Source organism: Streptomyces sp. NPDC060366 (assembly GCF_042725135.1).
Taxonomy (GTDB): domain Bacteria; phylum Actinomycetota; class Actinomycetes; order Streptomycetales; family Streptomycetaceae; genus Streptomyces.
Window position 1 is genome coordinate 691959 of the sequence record NZ_JBHXDC010000001.1, and the last position, 22808, is coordinate 714766.

Consider the following 22808-nt stretch of genomic DNA (forward strand, 5'->3'; position numbering starts at 1 on the left):
ACCGCTTCCTGCTGTCCAGGAGTCAACGAACTCGGCGGAATGGACACGCGCGCCGGACAGCGGTCACCCCCGGAAAGAGCCTCGGGGGTGGGGCGTCAGAGAGCGGTGCGCGGTGGGGCCGTGTGCCGCGTGGCGGCGTCGCCGTACGCCGGACACAGCGCGCCGGCGACGCGCAGCAGGTCGATATGACGCCGGGAGTACATGCCGTCACGGTAACTCCGCACCCCCGTCCACGACAATGCCGGACGGGCCGACGAGGTCCGTCCGGCGGTCGGGGCGGGGTCCTACTCGGCGGCGAGCGCCGCCGCAGGCTGCTCGGCGGTCAGGGGCCGGAAGCCCTTGTTCGTCTTGCAGCCGAGGTTGTCGTAGGTGTTGACCTTCGTCTTCGGGTCGGTCTTGGTCAGGTGGTACTTGCACGCCTTCTTGATGTAGCGGCCCTCGATACCGCCCGGGAAGTCGATCTCCTTGTTCCACAGGTACGGCGACTCGTAGCGATTGACGGCGGCCGTGGCGTTGACGTCGATACCGCCGGGGGCGTCGATCTCGTACACCCAGCCGGTCTTGGCGGCGCCGTAGGTGGCGAACTTCTGCGCCACCCACTCCTCACAGGTGGTGCTGACGTGCGCGCTGTTCTGTCCGCCGCCCTTGACGATGTACTCGGCCAGCGGAACCATCGTGTCCCCGCGCGGGGTGAAGCCCTCGTCGAACAGGTCTTCCACGTTCTCGCGGGTGTCGCCCCGCCACAGCGTGTTGTCGTCGTTGCGCCACTGCCAGCGCTCCGACACCGAATTCTCCCTGACGGAGTCCGCGATGAGCGGGTTGGTGGTCGTACGCCACCAGTCCCAGGAGCGGTACTCGGTGACCGGACCGCAGGGTCCCGTGTCGAGGGCGGGCGCGAGGGCCGGGGCGGACGCCGGGGCCGGGATCGGGGCCGTGGTGGACGCGGACGCGGCGGTCGGGGCGAGCGCGGTGGTGGCGAGTGTGGCGGTGGCGAGGACCCGCAGAGCGGCCTTCAGCATGGTGAGCACCCATCAGTTGATCAACGTGACGGGCCCCTTTATAGCGGTGCGTGAGCCGCATTTCGGGCGCGGCGGTACGGATCCCACCCGAATGGTCGTCGGCGCCCGGGGATGGCAGGGACGGCCGGTAGGCCCTACGGCGTGAAGACGGTGCCCTGGTGGAAGTAGAGGAGCCAGAGGTCGCCGGTCAGCATCCACAGAGAACTCCGGTGCGCGAGGAGCCCCTTGTGTTCGGTGTCGAACGTCAGCAGCACCAGATGCGGCGCGAGTTCGACGCCCCGCATCTCGGATGTGGTGATGGGCCGGGCGGCGGGCGCGTCGTGCGCGGTGAGGGCCGCGATGATCGACCGGCGGTCCCAGCGCCGGCCGGACGAACCGAACTCGGTGAACTCCGGGTGAAGAAGCTCCCCGATCAGCTCAGCCGACGAGCGGACGGCCGGGTCGAGTAGGCGCAGCTCGGCCTCGATGGCGGCGACGACCGCGGGTGACTCAGCCACGGGTCAGCTCCACCAGTTTCACGACGGTGTTCCAGTTGCGGCTGGTGGCGACGGTGCCGGGGTACAGACGGGGCCTGGAGAGCGCCTCGGCGAGTTTGGAGCGGCCGAGGCCGTCGGGGGCGTACAGATACAGCGCCCGGTCGCCGAGCCGGAACTCCTCGGGCAGGTACGACTCCTGGTCGATGGCGGCGAAGCGTTCGGGGCCCACCGGCTCGGAGAAGTAGGTGACATGGAGCTGCTTGCCCTGGAGCGAGGCGGCGGGGAAGGGGCAGGCGTCGGCGACGGCCTTCAAATAGGCGGCGTCGCGCACCAGACAGTCGACGGCGAAGCCGAACTCCTCCTGGATGGCGTCCCCGAGCGCGGCGGCGAGCGTGGACTCGTCGGCGCCGGTGGTGTCGGTGAAGACGGCGTTGCCGCTCTGAAGGTACGTCGCGACGTCGCCGTGGCCGAGGCCGGCGAGCACGTCGCGCAGAGTGGCCATCGGGACCTTCCGGCTGCCGCCGACATTGATTCCGCGCAGCAGCGCCGCGTACCTGGTCGTCGTCATGGGTCCACGATAGGTCGGGACCGCTCCGGCATGCGGAAGACGGTCGCCGCGCCCCGTGGGGGAGAGCACGACGACCGCCGGTCCTGGGCTGTCTTGAGACGTCAGGCCGTCCCGGTCACTCGACGACCTTCAGCAACTTGTTCGCGGTGCCGGGGTCGGCGTCGCTGATGGCGTCGGGCGTGGCCCCGTCGGTCAGGGCCGTGGCGACATCGGCCGGCGCGGCGTCGGGGTGCCCGCCGAGGTACACCGCCGCGGCGCCGACGACGTGGGGGGTCGCCATCGACGTGCCGGAGATGGTGTTGGTGCCGGTGTCGCTGTCGTTCCACGTCGATGTGATGTCGCTGCCCGGGGCGTAGATGTCCACGATCGGGCCGTAGTTGGAGAAGGACGACTGCTGGTCGTCCACGGTGGACGAGGCGACCGTGATGGCCTCCTCGACGCGGGCCGGGGAGGTCGTGCCCGCGTCACTGCTGTCGTTGCCCGCCGCGACGCCGAAGGTGACGCCGGAGGCGATCGCCTTGCTGACGGCCTCGTCGAGGACGGGGTCGGCGCCCCCTCCGAGGCTCATGTTGGCGACGGACGGGCCGCTGTGGTTGGCGGTGACCCAGTCGATGCCGGCGACGACCTGCTCGGTGGTGCCGTTGCCCGTGTCGTCGAGGACCCGGACCGCGACGATCTTCGCCTTCTTGGCGACACCGTGCGAGGCGCCCGCGACGGTGCCGGCGACGTGCGTGCCGTGGCCGTTGCCGTCGTCGGCGTTGTCGTCGTTGTCGATCGCGTCGAAGCCGGAGGACGCGCGTCCCTCGAAGTCGGCGTGGGTGACGCGGACTCCGGTGTCGATGATGTACGCCGTGACGCCCTCGCCCGCGGCGTCCGGGTAGGTGTAGGCGTTGTCACCGGCGGTCGCGGTCTGGTCGATCCGGTCGAGACCCCAGGACGGCGGGTTGTCCTGGGTGGCGTCGATCGAGAACTTCTTGTTCTGGACGACCTTGGAGACGGCCGGGTCGGCGGCGAGCCGCTTGGCCTCGGTGGCCGAAAGGCCGCTGGCCGAGAAGCCGTTGATGGCGGCGGTGTAGGTGCGGTTCAGCTTCCCGCCGTACTCCGCGGCGAGGTCCTTCTTGTTGGTCTTCTGGTCCAGCATCACGATGTAGCTGCCCGCGACCGCGCCCTTGGCATCGGCCCCGTACACCGTGCCGAGGGGGGTGGCCGCGCCCGCCGTGGGGGCGAAGGCGGTGATACCGGCGACGGCTGCCACCGCGGTTATCGCCGCGGTCAGTCTCATCCGGGTGGCGCGCTTATGAGTTGTCATGAAGAGGGTTCTCCTCGTGAGCATTTGTGGGGGGATGGCCCGTCGGACGAAGAACTTCCGGCGGACTGATTCGAAACCCTGGCTGATTGTCGCGCTCAGATCAAGACCTTCAGGCTGCTGTGACTTAGAAAACAACATTGCTTAATACGAAATCGGCCATGTGTGCCCAACTCGGACCACGACCGTGATCTCCCGCCCCGGCGCGTTAGTTGTAAGGGGCTTCCATCCCTCTTGTCAGGGATGTCACCACCCCGTGAGAAGGAGAGCCGGCCCTCTTCAGGTCACCGGGGAGCAGGAGGAGAAGGCCTGAATCCGACCATAAATTCGAGTCGGAGACCGCGGCACACGGCCGCTCTCAGGCCCGAGGGGACGGACCGGCGATGGTGGCGACAGAGAGACGGCAACGGGGACAGGGCCGGGGACGGGGACGCGCGACACCGCCGGGGCGGGGCCCGGGGGCTGCGCCCGCGCCGCGCGGAATCGCGGCGCGGGCCGGGGTCTGGAGCGCGCGGCACCGGTGGACGGCGGTCACCGCCTGGGTGCTGTTCGTCGTACTCGCCATGGGACTTGGCTCGGCGGCGGGCCAGGTCGACGTCAAGGACAGCGAGCAGATGTCCGGCGAGGTCAGCCAGGCCGAGCGGATCATCGAGGACGCGGGTCTGAAGGAGCCGGTGGGCGAGTCGGTTCTCATCCAGGGTGTCGACCCGTCGACGTCCGCCACGGACAAGGAGTTCCGCGCCGGGGTCGCGGCGGTCCTGACGGCCGTGGAGAGTACGGGCGAAGTCGCCGACGTGACCTCGCCGTACGACACGAAGACCATCTCCAAGGACGGTCGCAGCGCGCTGGTGCAGTTCAACATGCGCGGCGATCCGGAGACTTCGAGCGAGCGCGTGGAGACGGTGCTCAAGGCCGTCGAGGGCGTACAGGAGGAGCACAAGGAGACGCTGCGGATCGCGGAGATCGGTGGCGCCAGCATGAACAAGACCTTCGACGAGGCGTTCGGAGACGACTTCAAGCAGGCGGAGATCTCCGCCGTGCCGGTGGCCCTGGGCATTCTGCTGATCGCCTTCGGCGCGCTGGTCGCCGCGCTGCTGCCGGTCGTTCTCGCCCTGACCGCCATCATGGCGACGATGGGACTCATGGCCGTGGTCAGCCATGTCATGCCGATGAGCGACACGGCCAACTCGGTGATGCTGCTGGTGGGTCTGGCGGTCGGCGTCGACTACTGCCTGTTCTACCTGCGGCGTGAGCGCGAGGAGCGCGAGGCCGGCCGTGACGCCGAGACCGCCCTGCGGATCGCCGCGGCGACGAGCGGCCGGGCCGTCATCGTCTCCGGTGTCACCGTCTGTGTCGCCATGGCGGGCATGCTCTTCACGGGGCTGGCCGAGTTCAAGGCGATGGGGCTGGCGTCGCTGATGGTGGTCGCGGTGGCGATGGTCGGTTCGGTGACCGTGCTGCCCGCGCTGCTGTCGCTGCTCGGTGAGCGCGTGGAGCGGGGCCGGGTGCCCTTCCTGAACCGCCTCAAGCAGTCGAAGAAGCAGCGCGCGGCCGCCGGAGCCGGTGGTGCGGGTAGCGCTGGCGGGAGTGGCGAGAGCCGGTTCTGGCGTGCCGTGCTCGGTCGGGTACTGCACCGGCCGAAGATGGCGCTGGCGGTCGCCGCGGGCGCGCTCGTCGCGATCGCCCTGCCGGCCGTCGGCATGCAGACGCAGAACTTCACACTGGACCAGGAGTTCGGAGATTCGCTGCCCATCGTCCAGACGTACGAGCGGGTCAACGAGGCCTTCCCGGGAGGAGCGGAACCGGCCGAGGTCGTGGTGCGGGCGGACGACATCAACGCCGCGCCCGTGCGGCAGGCACTCGCCGACTTCCGGGCACAGGCGGTGAGTTCGGGCGCCTCGGAGGGGCCCGTCGAGATCGTCACGCACGACGAGCGGAACGTCGCGATCATCGAGGTGCCGCTGGTCGGCGGCTCGGACCAGAACCGGGCGGAGAAGAGTCTGGAGCTGCTGCGGGACACCGTACGGCCCGCCACGCTCGGCGCGGTCGACGGTGTCGAGGCGCCGATCTCCGGCCAGGTCGCCGGGTCGAAGGACTTCAACGACCAGCTCGTCGGGGCCGTCGCACCCGTCTTCGCCTTCGTGGTGATCTTCGCCTTCGTACTGATGCTGCTCTGCTTCAGGTCGCTGACGATCGCGGTGACGTCGATAGTGCTGAACCTGCTGTCGGTCGGTGCCGCCTACGGCATCCTGACCGCCGTCTTCCAGCACGGCTGGGGCGCGTCGCTGGTCGGCGCCGAAGGCGTCGGGGCGATCATCTCCTGGCTGCCGCTGTTCCTCTTCGTGATCCTCTTCGGACTGTCGATGGACTACCACGTCTTCGTGGTGTCGCGGATCCGTGAGGCGCGGATGCGGGGTCTCACCACTCGCGAAGCCATCACCCACGGAGTGGTGACCACGGCGGGCGTGGTGACGAGCGCGGCAGTGATCATGGTCGCCGTGTTCGCCATCTTCGGGACGCTGTCGATGCAGTCGATGAAGCAGATGGGCGTCGGCCTGGCGGCGGCGGTGCTGATCGACGCGACGATCATCCGGGGCGTACTGCTCCCGGCGGTCATGGCGCTGCTCGACGAGCGCAACTGGTACTTCCCCTCCTGGCTGCGGTGGCTGCCCGACCTGACGCACGACGAGTCGGTCGCCGCGCAGACGGAGGCGGAATCGGGCGGCGGCGACGGTGCGCCGACGGTCGACGCGTACGGGAAGACGGGCGAACAGCCCGATCCCGTACGGATCTGAGGCGCCCACTTCCCCCGTACGCCGCACGCGCCGCACGCCCGACCGGCCTCCACCGGCCGGGCGTGCGGCGCATCCGGCTCCCGGCTCCCAGCGCCCGGCGCCCGACACCCGGCGTCAGGCGTCAGGCGTCAGGCGTCAGGCGTCAGGCGCCACGCACCGGCAGCGCGGCCTCGATGATGTCGGCCGCCTGGCGCGTGCCGCCCTCCTCGGCCATGTCCCGCTTGATCTCCGCGCCCCTGCGGGCGACTTCGGGGTCCGCCACGAGCCCGGTGACCGCCTCCCGGAGCCTCTCGGCCGTCGCCTCCTCCATGGACAGGCGCCGGGCGACACCGAGCGAGACGAGCGTGTCGGCGTTGCCGAACTGGTCGGCGAGCAGTGGTACGGCGACCATCGGCGTACCGGTCGCGAGCCCTTCCTGACTGCCACCGGCGCCCGCGTGGGTGATGAACGCGTCGGCCTCCTTGAGGATGGCGAGCTGAGGCACCCAGGGGTGCACCTCAACGTTGCCGGGGATCTCGCCCAGTTCGGACGGATCGACGAACTTGCCGATCTGGAGCACGACATGCCAGCCGGGCAGGCCGCCGAACGCCTCGACGCAGGCGCGGTAGAAGTCGGGCTGCTTGGTGTTGGCCGAGCCGAGGGAGACCAGCAGTACTTTCCCGGCCCCGGCCGGCCGCTCCCACTCCCCCTGGTCCGCCCGCTCCCCCTGGCACGCGCCGACGAAGGTGTAGACGGACTCGTCCACCCGGTCGGCGAACAGCTGAAGCGCCTTCGGGATCAGCACGATCGCGCGATCGGGATGGACGACGAACCGGTCCAGGGGAAGGTCCATGCCGTTCTCGTCGAGCCACGCCTGGAAGCGGGCACGGTAGGCCCGGCCGCGCTCGGACTCGGCGAGCTGGGCGTTCTGGGGAGCGGCGACTTCCTCGTCGTAGCCCTCCCAGGCGACCATGTTCGGTGAGAGCTGGAGGTACGGGACGCCCCACCGGTGGGCCAGGACCGGCGCCGGGTACGACGTGATGTCGCTGATGACGAGGTCGGGGCGGTCGTCCTCGAACGCCTCGGCCAGTTGGGGCAGCGCCTGCGTCCCGTCGGTGAGGAACGGCTCCAGATTGTCGACCAGCTCGGTGCCCCACGCGTCGGGGTCGTCGTCCATCGGCAGGGTGGAGGTGTAGATCACCGGCTCGGCGCCGGTGGCTGCCACCTTCTCGGCGAAGGAGGCCGGGATGGCGTAGCTGACGCGGTGCCCTCGGGCGACGAGCTCCCTGATGACTTCGAGGCTCGGGTTCACGTGCCCGTGGGCGGCGATGGAGAACATGGCGATATGGGCGCGCTCTCGTGAGGTCATGTCCGAAGCCTAACATCAAACGAGACGAGACGTCTCGTCTGATCTCGTTCGATGCCAGGACCGCCGGGCGGGGCTCAGGTGCGGCGCAGCACCGCGTGCAGGGTCAGCCACGCCCCCGGCGGCACGAACGCGACGATCTCGGCGCGGTCGACACGCGCCGCGTCGAACGCCGCGTCGAGCCGCCGGCGTGGGTGGCCGGCCCGGTGCAGCGACGCGTACAGCGATCCGCCGACCCCGGCGAAGCCCACCTCGACCAGCCGCCGGTAGTCGGCGAGTTGGGCGGCGGGCAGCAGCGGGCGCGGGCGCCGCTCGACGCGCAGGATCCCCGCGTCCACGCGCGGCACCGGACGGAACTCCCGCCGTCCGATCCGGCCGAGCAGCCGCCACTCGACACGCGGCCAGGTCTGCACCGTCCGCAGCGACCAGCGTCCGAAGTCCCCGGTGCGCTTGCGGGCGTATTCGAGCTGGGTGATGAGCGTGGCTTCGGTCAGCGCGGGCGCGCGCAGGCACCAGTCGACGATGTCGGCGGTACGCGAGAAGGGCACGTTGCCGACGACGGCGAAGGGTTCGCCCGGCGGCCGTACGGTGCCGAAGTCCCGCTCGTACACCCGCACATGGGGTGTGGCGGCGAGGGTGGAGCGGAGTTCCGGGACGAGCTCGGAGTCGATCTCGTACGCGCGCAGCTCGCGGCAGTGCGGTGCGAGCGCGGTGGTCAACGCGCCTTTCCCGGGGCCGACTTCGAGCAGTAGCCCGGCGGGGTCGGGGCGGGCGGCGCGTACGAAGCGGGCCGCGGTGGCGCGGTCGGTGAGGAAGTTCTGCGAGAGCGTGCGGGATCGGCGGTGCTGCGGGCTGCGGGCCATGGCCTGCGTCCTGTCTCCTGAAAGGGGCTTCGTGGGCAGACGAAGGCCCTGACCGGAGCAGGGTGAAGCGGCGCACGGATCACGGATCCCGGAAGATCATGAGAGATCGCGAAGGATCGCGGATCGGTGCGCGCGGGGGGACGCCGAGAGTCAGCGGTCGAAGGTCCCCGGACCGGTCAGGGCGCCGGAGGCACGCCGCAGCCGGGAAAAGGCGGCGACGGAGCCCCGGGCGGAACGGGGGTTTACGATCGCCGTGAAGTTGCTACCCATGACCCGGACGCTAGGCGGGCCGGCTCATCTCCCACAACCGAGATTTCCTCCGCCGCCGGATGCGGAGGCCCCGGAGATCGGTCCGCGGGGGCCGCGAACTCGCCTTGAGAGGTCCACCAGGGACGTACGAGGTACGAGCAGAGGAGTGGTCATGGGACTGCCGGTGGTGCACTTCGAGATCGTCGGCGCCGACCCCGCGAAGTTGCGCGCCTTCTACGGAGAGCTGTTCGGGTGGGACTTCGACCTGGGCGACGCGAGCACGCCGGTGGTGTCGCGGCCGGGCGAGTACGGCTTCGTGCACGGCGCCGCGAATCCCGTGCCGGGCGACGGCGCGAGCGGGAGCGTGCCCGGGATCAACGGCGGAGTGGCCGGCGGGACGGGTTTCCGGCCACAGGTCCTCTTCTACGTCGGCGTACCCGACGTGGAGGCCGCGCTCCGGCAGGCCGAGGCCCTCGGCGGGACGCGCCGGATGGGCCCAGAGCCGGCGCGGCCCGAGCCCGGTGCCCTGGTGGTCGGGCACTTCGCCGACCCCGAGGGCAATGTCGTCGGCGTCGCCGGTAGGGCCTGAGCGACGGTCCCTGACCGGCTCCGCACCGTACGACCTCAGCGCTGGTAGCGGGCCAGCACCAGATTGCCGTCCTTCACCAGCCGCTTCTCCAGCTCGGCGCGGTCGATCGCGCCGCTGTAGTACTCCTGGAGCGCCGGCGTCGCGACCTTGTCCTTCCACTCCGGGTAGCCGCGCACCGTCTGCGCGGGCGCCGGCAGCAGTTCGCGGGCGAGCGCGGCGCCGGTCCCCCAGCCGTGCTTCCCGGTGTGCAGGGACGGGTCGGCGAGCGCCGCCGTACCGGTCGGCAGCATCCAGTCGCCCTGGGCGAGGCGGACCATGTTCTCCGGCTGGAGCAGGAAGTCGATGAAGGCCACCGCCTCCTTCTTGTGAGACGTGTCCTCGGAGACCGACAGGGTCTGCGGGCTGACGCCCTGCGTCGCGCCGTCGGCCCCGGCGGGGGCAGGCAGCACCGTCCACTCGAAGCCCTTGGGCGCCTGCTGGATGATCTGCTGCCGGTAGGAGAAGCCGAGCGGCACCATCGCGTACTTGCCCCCGAAGAAGCCCGGCAGGGTGTCCGAACCGCCCATGCCGAGCGTGGCGCCCGACGCGCTGCCGTCGCTGTTGACCTGGTCGTGGATGACGGCGGGGACCTCGGCGTCGGCCTCCGTGTACTTGATCGTCACCTTGTCGTCCGCGCCCCGGTGAAAGAGCTGCCCGCCGGTGGACCGGCTGAGGTTGAGCGTCGCGGAGACCGGGTCCTTCAGCGGCCAGGCCACCCCGTACTCCGCCTGCCCGGCCCCCGGCTTCCGTCCTTCTCCCGCCGTGAGTTCCTTGGCGGCGGCCCTGAACTCGGCCCAGGTCCACGGCTTCTCGACGGTCGGGATCCGTACGTCGGAGGCTTCCAGGATCTTCTTGTTGGCGATCAGCACGCGCGGTTCCTGGAGGAACGGCACGCCGTACACCCCGTCCCCGAACTCCGTGGTCTCCCAGCTGCGTTCCGGGATGTCCCGCTCCAGCCGGTCGGGCAGCAGCCCGTCGAGGTCGGCGAGATAACCCCCGTACGCGAAGTCGGCGAGGTCGTCGGAGGCGTCATGGATGATGTCGGGCGCCTCACCGCCTTCGAAGGAGGTGAGCAGTTGGTCGTGGACGCTGTCCCAGCTTCCCTGCACGTACTCGACGCGGACGTCGGGATGGGCGGCGTTCCACTCCTTCACCAGCTCCTTGTTGACCTGGACCGACTCGTCCTGCCAGGCCAGCGACTGGAAGCGCAGGGTGATCCGCCCGTCCGACGACTCGCCGTCGCCGCCCGAGCAGCCGGTGAGCAGCAGTCCGAGGGCGGCGGCAGCGGCCACGAGCCGTGTTCCCGTACCCGTACCCGTCAGGCTTCTCGTACGCATCAGGTCTTCACCGCCCCGGCGAGCATGCCGCCCGTGATCCGTCGTTGGATGATCGCGAAGATGACGAGCGAGGGGATCGTCGCGAGGAAAGCCGCCGCCGCGAGCGGCCCCAGGTCGGCGACGCCCTCGGCGCCGAGGAAGTGGGTGAGGATCACCGGCAGGGTCTGCTTCTCCGGGGATTTGAGCAGGACGAGCGCGAAGAAGAACTCGTTCCACGCCGTGATGAAGGCGAACATCGTGGTGGCGACGATGCCCGGCGCCAGCAGCGGGGCGGTGACCGAGACGAGCGTACGGAGCCGGCCGGCGCCGTCGACGGCCGCCGCCTCCTCCAGCTCCGCGGGCACGGCGCGGACGTAACCGACCAGCATCCAGAGCGCGAACGGCAGGGACCACACCACGTACACCATGATCAGCCCGAACAGGGAGTTGATCAGGTGGAGGTTCTTCAGCACCAGGAAGAGCGGGATGATCACCAGGACGAACGGGAACGCCTGGCTGACCACGACCCATCCGGTCGCCGCCGTCGTGAGCCTGCTCCGCTGCCGGGCCATCACATAGGCCATCGGTGTCGCGATGACGACGGCGATGAGGGAGGCGGAGAGCGCGACGGTGAGGCTGTTGCCGGCGGCCCTGAGCAGTGGCTGCTCGTCGAACGCCTGCCGGAAGTTCTCCAGGGTCGGGCTGTCGGGTATCCAGGTGGGGTGCAGACTGCCCAGCTCACGCGCCGGTTTGAAGGCGGTGGAGATCAGCCACAGGAACGGGAAGGCGAGAAAGACCAGATAGCAGAGGAGCGCGAGGTACTGCCCGGCGCGCGCAGGCCTGCTGGTGCGGAGACTCATTTCTCCTCCCCCGACTTGAGACGTCCCACCAGATAGAAGGCGAGGAAGACCGAGATCACGGCGACCATGACGCAGCCCATGGCGGCGGCGTAGCCGAACTGCCCGTAGCGGAAGGCCTCTTCGTAGGCGAAGAGCATCGGCAGCCGGGTCCGGCCGCCGGGGCCGCCGTTGGTCAGCACGTAGACCAGGGCGAAGGAGTTGAAGTTCCAGATGAAATTGAGCGCCGTGATGGCGAGCGCGACCGGCTTGAGCGCGGGCCAGGTGACGGTACGGAACCGGCGCCAGGCGCCCGCGCCGTCCAGCGCCGCCGCCTCGTGCAGCTCCTCCGGGGTGTTCTGGAGACCGGCGAGCAGCGCGACCGTGGTCTGCGGCATGCCCGCCCAGATCCCCACGACGATCACGGCGGGCAGGGCGGTGGCCAGGCCGGTGAGCCAGTCACGGCCGTCACCGAGGCCGAAGTCGCGGATCGTCTCGTTGAGGATTCCGGCGTCGGCGTTGTAGACGAGGCGCCACATGATGCCGACGACCACCTCGGGCATGGCCCAGGGGATGATCGCGAGGGCCCGCGCGAGCCAGCGGAAACGGAGCCGCTGGTTCAACAGCAGGGCGAGACCGAGGGCGAGCACGAACTGCGGGACGGTCACACCGACCGCCCACAGCAGGCCGATCCGGAAGGACTCCCAGAAGAGTGTGTCGTGGTACAGGTCCTGGAAGTTCAGCGTCCCGATCCACTCGGTGGGCTCGGTGCGGCCGGACTGCGCGTCGGTGAACGCGAGGACGATCCCGTAGAGCAGGGGGCCGACGCTGAGTACCAGGATCGGTATCAGGGCCGGCAGCACCAGGAACCAGGCGCCGCCGTCGATCACCCTCTCCCGACGCGGTCCACCCCCTGGCGCGCTCTTGCCGGACCGCGGCTTCTTGCCGGACCGCGTCTTCGCGGTCGCCAGTGTCACGGATTCGGCTCCTTCGGGCGGCTTTGTGGGGATGGCCGCCCCGGCGGCCTCCGTCATCGTGCTGACGAGCGACGGGTTCGTCAAGCCAACCTGCACGGATGCGAGACTTGGGGCCGTGACCGGGCCGGTTCACCCGGGTCCGCCCGGTGGCCGGTTCAGGTGACCGACGACGAGCGGCGGGATTGAGGGAGAGTTCGATGGACGAGGCACGGGCGCGCGCCGTACTCGACGCGACAGGGCCGGCACACGGGGCCCCGCACGGGCCGTCGCACGGCGCCGAGCTGCTGGCGCTGGGCGAGAACGCGGTGTTCGCGACGGGCAACCTGGTCGTCAAGGTCGGCCGGAGCCTCGCCGAAGCGCCGGAGCTGCTGGAGCGCGCCGAGCGTGAACTGGCCGTCGCCGACTGGCTCTCGGAGAGCGGCGTCCCGGCGGTCCGGGCGGCCGAGCCCAAGGCCCGTACGGTCGACGGCCACCCGGTGACGCTCTGGCGGCGGCTGCCCGATGCCGTACGCCCCGCGGGCCCGGCCGATCTGGCCGCCCTCCTCCGGCTCGTCCACGCGCTGCCCGCGCCGCCGTTCGAGCTACCCCGCAGGGAACTGCTCGGCGGTGTGGAGCGGTGGCTGCGGATCGCCGGTGACGCGATCGACCCGGCCGACGCCGACTATCTGCGCGAGCGCAGGGACGGCTTCGCCACCGCCGCGGCGGCGCTCACCGGGCACCTCGCACCCGGCCCGATCCACGGCGACGCGCTCCCCCGCAACGTCCATGTCGGCCCGGACGGACCGGTCCTGGTCGACCTGGAGACCTTCTCCACCGATCTGCGCGAGCACGACCTGGTGGTGATGGCGCTGTCCCGCGACCGGTACGGCATGCCCCCGGAGGCGTACGACACCTTCACGGCCGCGTACGGCTGGGACGTACGTGACTGGTCCGGCTGCGCCGTGCTGCGCGGGGCCCGCGAGACGGCGAGCTGCGCGTGGGTGGCGCAGCACGCCCCGACGAATCCGAAGGCGCTCACGGAATTCCGCCGCCGCGTCGCGTCGCTGCGCGACGGTGACCCCGAGGTCCGCTGGTACCCGTTCTGACAGCCCGACCGGCGACCGGGGTTCGCCCCTCGATCGGCCGGACGGGCTCGAATTCAGCCCGCCGCCGGGACCAGTTCGCGCATGGGCCAGTCCGCGTCGACCACCGCGTCCGTGTTGCCCTTGCGGCGCAGGAAGCTCTGGAAGTCCGCCGCCCACTCCGCGTACCAGGCGATCTGCCGCTCGTGCAGCGCCGCAGCCGTGAGAGCGCCGACCTGGCGGTGGCGGCCCGCTATCGCCGTCGCCACCCGCACGGCCGCCAGCGCGTCCGCGCCCGCGTTGTGCGCGCTGTCCAGCACCACCCCGTACTCGGTGCAGACCGCCTCCAGATTCCGCTTGCCCCGCCGGTACTTGTCGACGGCGCGATCGATCGTGTACGGATCGATCACCGGGCCGATCGGCCCGCCGCCCACCCGGTCGTTCAGCGACGGCAGTCGGTGCCGCGCCAACTCCGCCGCGAGCAGCGTCAGATCGAACGACGCGTTGTACGCCACGACCGGCACGCCCCGCGTCCAGTACTCGGCCAGCGTCGTCGCGATCTCGTCGGCGACCTCACGCGCGGGCCGGCCCTCCGCCGACGCACGCTCGCTGGTGACCCCGTGGATCGCCGACGCCTGCTCCGGGATCCGGATGCCCGGATCGGCCAGCCAGTCCCGCCGCTCCTCCACCGCACCGTCCCGCACCGCGATCACCGCGGCCGTCACGATGCGCGCCTCCAGCGGCTCCGTACCGGTCGTCTCCAGATCGAATCCGACCAACGGCTCCCCGTGCCAGCCCATCCCGGTCCTCCCTCACGCTTCTCCCCGTTCGACATTCACCTTCGCACGCGGCACTGACAACGCCGGGTGGAGCCTTGACGCGCCTTCAGCACGTCAGTGCGCTCCCACACCGTCAGGAGACGGGGCGCGAGTCGGTCCACACCGACTCGAACTCCTCCCGGTAGGTCTGGAACAGACCGTGTTCCGTGTCCTGGCCGACCCGCACCACATCGCGCCCCGCGCCCCGCAGCACCAGCACCGGTGCCTCCATGCCGCGCGCCCGCCGCAGATAGGACTGCACGACCGCGAGCCCGTCCGCGCCGTCCCCGTCGACCAGATACGCGGTGAAGCGGGGGGTCTCGTCGAAGACGTGGATCTCGAAGGCGCCCGGGTCGCGGAGACGGGAGCGGACCCGGCGCATATGGAGGATGTTCATCTCCACGGAGCGGCTCAGCTCGCCCTTCTTGAGACCCAGTTCGCGTTCGCGGCGCTTGACCGAGCTGCTGGCCGGGTTCAGGAAGAGCAGCCGTATCCGGCAGCCGGACTCGGCGAGCCGTACGAGGCGCCGGCCGGAGAAGTTCTGTACGAGGAGGTTCAGGCCTATCCCGACCGCGTCGAGGCGCCGGGCGCCGCCGAAGAGGTCCTCGGCGGGGATCTGCCGCTGGAGCCGCACCCGGTCGGGGTGGACGGAGACCACGTCCGCGTACCGGTCGCCGACCAGGTCCTCCACGGCGTCCACCCTGAGCCGGTCGGCGGACGGCACGGCCGTTCCGCTGCCCAGGATCTCCAGCAGCCGCGCGGAGGCCCGCTCGGCCTGCGCGAGGACGGCCTCGGACAGCGCCCGGTTGCGGGAGACGACGTTACGGGCCACCTCCAGCTCGTCCAGGGCCAGCTCGACGTCGCGGCGGTCGTCGAAGTACGGCTGGAAGCCCGGCCAGTGCTGGACCATCAGCTCCCGCAGTTGCGGCAGCGTCAGGAAGCTCAGGACGTTGTCGTCCGCCGGGTCGAGCAGATAGCCCTTGCGGCGGGAGACCTCGCGGACGGCGACGGCGCGCTGGACCCACTCCTGGCCCGCCGGTCCGGCGGCGGCCACCACCCAGTCGTCGCCGTGCACCGGCTCGTAGATGGGTTTGAGGATCGCCGAGACGACGGCACGGAGCCGTTGTTCGACAAGATTCAGCCAGATATAGGCCCGGCCGGCCCGCTGGGCGCGCGTACGCACCTCGGTCCAGGCCTCCGGACCCCAGTCCAGCTCCGCCCCGATCTCCATCGGCCGTGCGAGGGAGACCGCTCCGGGCGGGATGTCGCCGGAAACCCCCTCGTGACCAGGGTCACCTGGGGGTAGCTCCAGCCCTCCCGAGCTCACCCGCGCACCGCCTTCCCTCCCCTTTCAACGATCAAGGAAGGGTACTGCGCAATGGGGAGCGGGTGCAGCCGGATGCACAGGCTGGTTTCTCAACTCCCCTGATGCGTGCGGGCGTTCTGTGTGCCGATCTCGGCCGGAGTGGGATGATTCATAGGGATTGGGCCTGGTGACGGATGGTCGGCCAAGGGGCGGCGTATGGTCTGAATCCGGCCATATGCGACGTGGGACACGGTCCGGCAACGGGGTGACGCGCTGAGAACCCGAAGTTGACCCGCACTGCCCGACCGACCGCTTCCGGCCCGGCTTTCGCACGGGCCTCCTAGGAGGTTGCGCCTCTTTCGGGGAGTATCTGGTCGAGGAAAAGCCCCAGCACCCGGATCAGAAGTGGAAGAGTCAATCTATGCAGGTCTGGCCGGGACAGACGTATCCCCTCGGCGCCACGTACGACGGCGCCGGTACCAACTTCGCGGTCTACTCAGAGGCCGCGCACCGGATCGAGTTGTGCCTTCTGCACGACGACGGTTCAGAAACGGCGGTGGAGCTCCGCGAGGCGGACGCATTCGTCCGGCATGCCTACCTGCCGGGCATCATGCCCGGCCAGCGGTACGGCTTCCGGGTCCACGGGCCGTACGAGCCATCGAGCGGGCAGCGCTGCAATTCGGCGAAGCTGCTCCTGGACCCGTACGCCCGCGCGATCAGCGGCAGCATCGACTGGAACGAGTCGGTGTACGGGTACCACTTCGGCAAGCCGGACTCGCGCAACGACATGGACTCGGCCCCGCACACGATGACGGCCGTGGTGGTCAACCCGTACTTCGACTGGGGCGACGACCGCCGTCCGCGTACCGACTACCACCGCACCGTCATCTACGAGGCCCATGTGAAGGGCCTGACGATGCTGCACCCGGATCTGCCGGAGGAACTGCGCGGTACGTACGCGGGGCTCGCCCATCCGGCGGTCATCGAGCATCTGACCGAGCTGGGCGTGACCGCGCTGGAAATAATGCCGGTGCACCAGTTCGTCAACGACCACCGGCTGGTGGACGCCGGCCTCAACAACTACTGGGGCTACAACACCATCGGCTTCTTCGCCCCGCACAACACCTACGCCTCCTGGGGAGACCGGGGCGAGCAGGTGCTGGAGTTCAAGCAGGCGGTGAAGGCGCTGCACGAGGCGGGCATCGAGGTGATCCTCGACGTCGTCTACAACCACACGGCCGAGGGCAATCATCTGGGCCCGACGCTCTCCTTCAGGGGCCTCGACAACGCCTCCTACTACCGTCTCGGCGCCGACAACCCCCGCTACTACACGGACACCACCGGCACCGGGAACTCGCTCCTGATGCGCAGTCCGCACGTACTCCAGCTGATCATGGACTCGCTGCGGTACTGGGTGGAGGAGATGCATGTCGACGGCTTCCGCTTCGACCTGGCCGCGACACTGGCACGCCAGTTCCACGAGGTTGACCGGCTGTCGTCGTTCTTCGACCTGGTCCAGCAGGACCCGGTGGTCAGTCAGGTGAAGCTGATCGCCGAGCCGTGGGACGTGGGCGAGGGCGGCTACCAGGTGGGGAACTTCCCGCCGCTGTGGACCGAGTGGAACGGCAAGTACCGCGACACCGTCCGCGACCTGTGGCGGGGCGAGCCGCGCACCCTGGCGGAGTTCGCCTCCCGGCTCACCGGGTCGTCCGATCTGTACCAGGACGACGGGCGGCGTCCGCTGGCGTCCATCAACTTCACCACCTGCCACGACGGCTTCACCCTGCACGACCTGGTCGCCTACAACGACAAGCACAACGAGGCGAACGGCGAGGGCAACAGGGACGGCGAGAGCCACAACCGTTCGTGGAACTGCGGCGTGGAGGGAGAGACCGACGATCCCGAGGTGCTGGAGCTGCGCGACCGTCAGGTGCGCAACTTCATCGCGACGCTGATGCTGTCCCAGGGCGTGCCGATGCTCAGCCACGGCGACGAGTTCGGCCGTACGCAGGGCGGTAACAACAACGCCTACTGCCAGGACAACGAGGTCGCCTGGGTGCACTGGCCCGAGAAGGGCGACGAGAAGAACAAGGGCCTGCTGGCCTTCACCCAGACCATGGTCTGGCTGCGGCGCGACCATCCGGTGTTCCGGCGGCGGCGGTTCTTCCACGGCCGTCCGGTGGAGGGGACGCACGACGAGCTGTCGGACATCTCCTGGTTCACCCCTGAGGGTGAAGAGATGATCCAGGGCGACTGGCAGGCGACCGACGCGAAGGCCATGACGGTCTTCCTGAACGGGCAGGCCATCTCGGAGCCGGGACCGCGCGGCGAGCGGATCGCCGACGACTCGTTCCTGCTGATGTTCAACGCGAGCGCGGAGACGCTGGAATTCGCCGTGCCCGTGAATCACGGCAGCCAGTGGCGGATCGTCGTGGACACGTCCCGCCCGGAGGGCGTACCGCCGGGCGACGGCCCGAAGGTGGACGCGGCCGAGCGGATCACGATGATCGGCCGCAGCCTGACGGTGCTGATGCGGTCGGTGTAGGCGCGGGAGCGGTGCGGGAACGGCCGGGGCGGGGGTGCGGGACACGTGCCTCCGCCCCGGTCGGTCCTGACGGGTCCCGGCTGGTCCTGTCGTCGCGTGTCGTGGTGTGTGGTGACGTGTCGTGGTGTGTGGTGGCGCTTGATCGCGTGTGGGCTGCCGAATGCATGAGCGGATGACACACATGCCGCTCAGCGGGGTACGTACGTTCGCATGACCCCCTCTGCCACCTACCGACTCCAGCTCCAGCCGGACTTCCCGTTCGCCGCCGCCGCCAAGGCCGTGCCGTACGTCGCCGCGCTCGGGGTATCGCATCTGCATCTGTCACCGGTGCTGGAGGCCGTGCCGGGCTCGACCCACGGCTACGACGTCGTCGACCACACGCGCGTACGCGCCGAACTGGGCGGCGAGGAGGGGCTGCGGCAGCTCGCCCACCGGGCGCGCGAGTACGGGCTCGGGATCGTCCTCGACATCGTCCCCAACCACATGGCGACCGCGCCCCGGCACAACAGGGCCCTGTGGGAGGTTCTGCGGGAGGGGCCCGTGTCCCCGTACGCGCGCTGGTTCGACATCGACTGGGAGGCGGGCGGCGGGAAGCTGCTGCTGCCCGTGCTGCCGGGTCCGGTGGGCGGTGAACTCGCCGGACTCCGCGTCGAGGACGGCATGCTGCACCACGGCGAACAGCGATTCCCGCTCGCCGCCGGCACGCAGGAGCTGCCGCTGCCCGCGCTCCTGGACGCCCAGCACTACCGGCCCGCCTGGTGGCGGCTGGGCCGCACCGAACTCAACTACCGCCGCTTCTTCACCATTTCGGAGCTGATCGGGGTGCGGGTTGAGGACCCCGAGGTCTTCACCGCGACCCATGCCAAGATCCTCGAACTGGTGCGGGACGGCGTCGTCGACGGTCTGCGTGTCGACCACCCGGACGGTCTGGCCGACCCCGAGGAGTATCTGCGACGACTCAACGACGCCACGGGCGGGGCCTGTTGGACGGTCGTGGAGAAGATCCTCACCGGTGACGAACCGCTGCCCGCGAGCTGGCCGGTGGCCGGGACGACGGGCTACGACGCGCTGCACCACATCGACGGGCTGTTCACCGACCCGGCCGGCGCCGTCGAACTGGCGCACCGCTTCCGGGACTTCGCCGGACCGGCGGGCGACCGGGGCGGCTACTGGGAAGCGACCGTGCGGCGCGCGATGTACAAGGTCGTCATCGACGAACTGGCCGCCGAGACCAACGCGCTGACCCGAATCGCGGAACGGATCTGCGCGGCGGACGTCGCGCTGCGCGACCACGCGCCGTGGGCGCTGCGGACGGCGATCCGGGAACTGCTGGTACGGGTGCCTGTCTACCGGCCGTACACGGTCGCGGGCGGGCCGTGCCGCAAGTCCGACGAGGTCGCGGTGTCGGAGGAGGCCGCGCGGCAGGCGAAGGCGGCCTTCGCCGTGCCGGAGGAGGCGACGGCCGTCGACGTCGTACGGGAGCTGGCGCTCGGCAGGCTCGGCGGCGGCCCCGACCGGACGGCGTTCTGCGCGCGCTTCGCCCAGACGTCGTCCGCGCTGCGCGCCAAGGCCGTGGAGGACACGGCGTTCTACCGCCATGTGCCGCTGCTGTCCGCGAACGAGGTCGGGGGCGATCCGGGGCGGCCCGCGGTGAGCCCTGAGCGCTTCCACGACTACTGCGCGCGGCTGGCCCGCGACTGGCCGGCCACGGGCACCGTACTGACCACGCACGACACCAAGCGCAGCGCGGACGTACGGGCCAGGATCGCCGTCCTGTCGGAGTGCCCCGAACGGTGGGACGCGCTGCTGCGCCAGTTGGCGGGGGTGGCCGCGCCGGACGCCCAACTGGCCTGGCAGGCCTGGCAGACGGCCATCGGCTTCACCCCGGTGGAGGCGCCGCCGGACGGCACCCGGATGGAGCCGGCGCTGCTCAAGTCGGTGCGGGAGGCGGGGCTGCACACCAGCTGGACGGAGCAGGACCCGGTGTACGAACAGGCGGTACGGGACTTCGTGGCGGCGGGCCCGGCGGGCCGGCCACGCGAGGCGGTGGCCCGCCTGGCCCGCGAACTCGCCCCGCACGTACGGGCGAACGCGCTCGGGGCGGCGCTGGTGCATCTGACGATGCCGGGTGTGCCGGACATCTACCAGCGGACGGAGCGGGAGTATCTGGCCCTGGTCGACCCGGACAACCGCGAACGTTTCCGTACGGGCCCGCCGGACGAGAAGACGGTGCTCACGGTGGCGGCGCTGGGCCTGCGCCGTGAACGCCCGCACGCCTTCGCGGAGTCGGCCACGTACACCCCACTGACGGCGACGGGGCCCGCGACGGACCACTGCACGGCGTTCTCCCGCTCGGGCGAGGTCATCTCGGTGATCACACGCCTGTCCCTGCGCCTGACGGCGTCGGGCGGCTGGTCGGGCACGGTGCTGGAGCTGCCGGCGGGCCGCTGGACGGACGCGCTGTCCCCGGACCGCGAGTTCCCGGGCGGCCCGATCTCCCTGACGGAACTCCTCTCAACAAGCCCGGTGGCACTCCTGTCGCGCCGCGAGTAGCTGGGCCGGCCGGAGGTTGTCCTCAATCGCCGGACAGGCTGCGCGCTCTGTCCTCAATCGCCGGACGGGCTTGGTTCTCACCCGCCGGCCGGTGGTGTCCTCAATCGCCGGACGGGCTTGATTTGCGCGCGGGCATGCTTGCCCGCGCAGCCCGGACGGCCATTTTCAGCCGGGGCAGCGGAAAATCAAGCCGTCCGGCGCTTGAGGACACCACCACCGGGCCGCGCAAATCAGCCCGTCCGGCGATTGAGGACACCCATCGTCGGGCCGCACCAACCAGCCCGTCCGGCGTTTGAGGACACCCACCCGACCGGTCGCAGGCGCGAGCCGGTCCGCGGGTAATTCAAGCCCGTCCGGCGTTTGAGGACACCGCCCACCCGGCCGCACGGGCAAGGCGCCCGCGCAGAAAATCAGCCCGTCCGGCGATTGAGGACAACACCCCGCACCCCCGCCCGCCACACTTCAGTGCGCCGCCAGGCGAAAGCTCAGCTGGCCGAAGCTCACCATGTCCCCGTCCCGCACCACCACGGTCCCCGTCACCCGACGACCATTGACCGTCGTGCCGTTCGTCGATCCCAGATCCCGCAGGATCCACCGCCCACCCTGCATCATCAGCTCGGCGTGGAGCCGGGAGACGGTGTCGTCGCTCAGCCGCAGCCCGTTCATCGGATCACGGCCGATACGCAGCGGAGCCGGGCCCGGATCGGGCAGCAGCAGCTTCGGCAGCCGCTCGATCTGCCAGGCCCGGCGCAGCCGTGCCGAGAACGCCGACGCCCGGCCCACCGCGCCGAACAGCCGCCGTGCCCAGCGGCCGTCGGTGTCCAGGTCGGCGGTGAGCACCGCCAGCTCTTCGGACCTGCGCGCGGCCAGCGCGAGGTCCATCCGGCGTATGAAGGTGTCGTGCGACAGTTTGCCCTGTGCCGCCCCTTCTCTGAGGACCGCGAGCACACGGTCGCGCTCGGCGTCGGAGAGCCGCGCGGGATACGTGTGGAACTCGAACGAGGACGTCACATGACTGATTGTCGGGCCGAGTTCGTGACGTGTCCAGAAGGACCTAATCCGTCGGCGAAAAAACGTTCGCCCGGCCACGGGCTGGTCGTTTACGGTGAGCGCCCCTTTCTGGAGGCACTTCTTTCATGACCGAACCGTCCGTCCCGTCCAACCCGTCCGACCAGCCCACCCCGGCGGACCCGTCCGCCCCGGTCTTCCGTCAGCTCACCGACTCCGAGGCCCCCCTCTTCCGTTCGTTGCCCGACGCGGGCCTCGTCGGCCGCGCGATCACCGGAGTCGAGTACCGCACCGTCGCCGAGGGCGGCGACTACCGCCCCGAGTGGAGCTGGGTCGCGCTGCGCGACGGCGTCGTCGTGGCACGCGCCGCCTGGTGGGGCGGGCCCGACGACCGGGAGCCGCTGCTCCTCAACTGGTTCGACATCGCGGACGGCGAGGACGAGGCGGGCGCCGAACTGCTGCGCCGCGCACCGTGGAACATCGAGTTCGAACTGATCGCGCCCGCCGGCTGGCGCGACGACCCCGCAGTCCGTAAAGCCGTCGAGTGCCGGACGGACGCCGCACGGGCGGCCGGGATGAAGCCACTGGTGGAGCGCTTCCAGTACCGGTGGACGCCCGATCTCGGGCTGCCGGAGCGGCCGGGCCGGCTGGAGTTCCGCCCCGAGCCCGACGACGACGTGATCTTCGACGTGCTGCGCCGCGTCCACTCCGCGACGCTCGACGCGCACGCGTCGCGTGCGAGCGACGAGGAGGGTCTGGACCGGGCCGCCCAGGAGGAGCTGGACTTCTTCCGCTGGTGCCCGTCGCCGCGCGAGTGGTGGCAGCTGGCGTACGACGCGGCCGGTGAGCTCGTCGGCATCCACGTACCCGCGCACAACCCGTCCGGGCCGTGCGTCGGGTTCATCGGGGTCGTACCGGAGCAGCGCGGCCACGGGTACGCGTACGACCTGCTGGTCGAGTGCACGAACGTGCTGGCGGAGAACGGGGCGACGTTCATCGCGGGCGGGACGGACCAGGGCAACTTCCCGATGGCCGCACATTTCACGCGCGCGGGCTACCCGGTGGTCCAGGAACGGATCAATCTGGTCTGACCGGTTCCGGTCGTGTCCGGCGAAACGGCACGATCATCGAGCCTCCGG

Annotated in this window: 19 protein-coding genes; 6 read left to right on the forward strand and 13 right to left on the reverse strand. The window is 70.4% G+C overall.

Annotated features, from left to right (window positions below; genetic code table 11):
* Window positions 1-95: 95 nt before the first annotated feature.
* From ACFWHU_RS02945 to ACFWHU_RS02965, 5 genes are all read right to left on the reverse strand, one after another.
* Window positions 96-203 (reverse strand): putative leader peptide, encoded by a 108-nt coding sequence (locus tag ACFWHU_RS02945; protein ID WP_385800458.1) that lies wholly within the window; start codon window positions 201-203, stop codon window positions 96-98.
* 81 nt (window positions 204-284) lie between these two features.
* A complete protein-coding gene (locus ACFWHU_RS02950) occupies window positions 285-1019 on the reverse strand; it encodes a hypothetical protein (protein ID WP_385800575.1) in 735 nt (244 codons plus the stop codon).
* Window positions 1020-1153: 134 nt separating this feature from the next.
* The gene (locus ACFWHU_RS02955; RefSeq protein ID WP_385800456.1) at window positions 1154-1516 is read right to left on the reverse strand and encodes a DUF4440 domain-containing protein; all 363 of its coding nucleotides are present in this window, start codon (window positions 1514-1516) and stop codon (window positions 1154-1156) included.
* Window positions 1509-2063, reverse strand: coding sequence for a DUF1697 domain-containing protein (locus ACFWHU_RS02960; RefSeq protein ID WP_387223479.1), 555 nt, complete (start codon window positions 2061-2063; stop codon window positions 1509-1511). Before ACFWHU_RS02960 ends, ACFWHU_RS02955 begins: the two co-directional genes overlap by 8 nt.
* Window positions 2064-2178: 115 nt before the next feature.
* Entirely contained in the window at window positions 2179-3372 is a 1194-nt protein-coding gene (locus tag ACFWHU_RS02965; protein WP_387223481.1) for a S8 family serine peptidase, read from the reverse strand.
* Between the two features lie 380 nt (window positions 3373-3752).
* Here ACFWHU_RS02965 and ACFWHU_RS02970 point away from each other — a divergent pair, with 380 nt between their 5' ends.
* A complete protein-coding gene (locus ACFWHU_RS02970; RefSeq protein ID WP_387223483.1) occupies window positions 3753-6164 on the forward strand; it encodes an MMPL family transporter in 2412 nt (803 codons plus the stop codon).
* A gap of 142 nt (window positions 6165-6306) precedes the next feature.
* Here the strand turns inward: ACFWHU_RS02970 and mgt are convergent, their stop codons facing one another.
* The gene (gene mgt / locus ACFWHU_RS02975; RefSeq protein ID WP_385800448.1) at window positions 6307-7512 is read right to left on the reverse strand and encodes a macrolide-inactivating glycosyltransferase; all 1206 of its coding nucleotides are present in this window, start codon (window positions 7510-7512) and stop codon (window positions 6307-6309) included.
* 74 nt (window positions 7513-7586) lie between these two features.
* Window positions 7587-8372: an ErmE/ErmH/ErmO/ErmR family 23S rRNA (adenine(2058)-N(6))-methyltransferase gene (gene erm / locus ACFWHU_RS02980; RefSeq protein ID WP_387223485.1), complete on the reverse strand. Its 786-nt coding sequence runs from the start codon at window positions 8370-8372 to the stop codon at window positions 7587-7589.
* 421 nt (window positions 8373-8793) lie between these two features.
* Here erm and ACFWHU_RS02985 point away from each other — a divergent pair, with 421 nt between their 5' ends.
* Complete coding sequence (locus ACFWHU_RS02985) at window positions 8794-9210, forward strand: VOC family protein (protein ID WP_387223487.1); 417 nt, start codon at window positions 8794-8796, stop codon at window positions 9208-9210.
* 35 nt (window positions 9211-9245) lie between these two features.
* Here ACFWHU_RS02985 and ACFWHU_RS02990 read toward each other — a convergent pair whose 3' ends face one another.
* From ACFWHU_RS02990 to ACFWHU_RS03000, 3 genes are read right to left on the reverse strand one after another with little or no spacing between them, the layout of a single operon-like run.
* On the reverse strand, window positions 9246-10586 hold the full coding sequence (locus ACFWHU_RS02990; protein WP_385800443.1) for an ABC transporter substrate-binding protein: 1341 nt from the start codon (window positions 10584-10586) through the stop codon (window positions 9246-9248).
* On the reverse strand, window positions 10586-11425 hold the full coding sequence (locus ACFWHU_RS02995) for a carbohydrate ABC transporter permease (RefSeq protein ID WP_387223489.1): 840 nt from the start codon (window positions 11423-11425) through the stop codon (window positions 10586-10588). The genes ACFWHU_RS02990 and ACFWHU_RS02995 overlap by 1 nt, the downstream gene beginning before the upstream one ends.
* Window positions 11422-12378 carry a carbohydrate ABC transporter permease gene (locus tag ACFWHU_RS03000; protein ID WP_385800439.1) on the reverse strand — a complete coding sequence of 319 codons (957 nt, stop codon included), beginning with the start codon at window positions 12376-12378 and terminating at the stop codon, window positions 11422-11424. Before ACFWHU_RS03000 ends, ACFWHU_RS02995 begins: the two co-directional genes overlap by 4 nt.
* Before the next feature lie 197 nt (window positions 12379-12575).
* On the opposite strand from ACFWHU_RS03000, the gene ACFWHU_RS03005 reads away from it, so the two are divergent.
* On the forward strand, window positions 12576-13463 hold the full coding sequence (locus ACFWHU_RS03005; protein ID WP_387223491.1) for a phosphotransferase enzyme family protein: 888 nt from the start codon (window positions 12576-12578) through the stop codon (window positions 13461-13463).
* A gap of 53 nt (window positions 13464-13516) precedes the next feature.
* Here the strand turns inward: ACFWHU_RS03005 and ACFWHU_RS03010 are convergent, their stop codons facing one another.
* On the reverse strand, window positions 13517-14239 hold the full coding sequence (locus ACFWHU_RS03010) for a 3'-5' exonuclease (RefSeq protein ID WP_387223493.1): 723 nt from the start codon (window positions 14237-14239) through the stop codon (window positions 13517-13519).
* A gap of 112 nt (window positions 14240-14351) precedes the next feature.
* Window positions 14352-15584, reverse strand: a complete 1233-nt coding sequence (locus ACFWHU_RS03015) for an SAV2148 family HEPN domain-containing protein (RefSeq protein WP_385800432.1) — start codon at window positions 15582-15584, stop codon at window positions 14352-14354.
* A gap of 400 nt (window positions 15585-15984) precedes the next feature.
* Between ACFWHU_RS03015 and glgX the strand changes: the two genes are divergently transcribed.
* Both glgX and treY read left to right on the forward strand, forming a co-directional pair.
* Entirely contained in the window at window positions 15985-18108 is a 2124-nt protein-coding gene (gene glgX / locus ACFWHU_RS03020) for a glycogen debranching protein GlgX (RefSeq protein ID WP_385800430.1), read from the forward strand.
* 210 nt (window positions 18109-18318) lie between these two features.
* A complete protein-coding gene (gene treY, locus ACFWHU_RS03025) occupies window positions 18319-20661 on the forward strand; it encodes a malto-oligosyltrehalose synthase (RefSeq protein ID WP_387223496.1) in 2343 nt (780 codons plus the stop codon).
* A gap of 462 nt (window positions 20662-21123) precedes the next feature.
* Here treY and ACFWHU_RS03030 read toward each other — a convergent pair whose 3' ends face one another.
* Window positions 21124-21672, reverse strand: a complete 549-nt coding sequence (locus tag ACFWHU_RS03030; protein ID WP_147875108.1) for a DUF1707 and FHA domain-containing protein — start codon at window positions 21670-21672, stop codon at window positions 21124-21126.
* Window positions 21673-21797: 125 nt separating this feature from the next.
* Here ACFWHU_RS03030 and ACFWHU_RS03035 point away from each other — a divergent pair, with 125 nt between their 5' ends.
* Window positions 21798-22760: a GNAT family N-acetyltransferase gene (locus tag ACFWHU_RS03035; RefSeq protein WP_387223498.1), complete on the forward strand. Its 963-nt coding sequence runs from the start codon at window positions 21798-21800 to the stop codon at window positions 22758-22760.
* The last annotated feature ends 48 nt before the right edge of the window (window positions 22761-22808 follow it).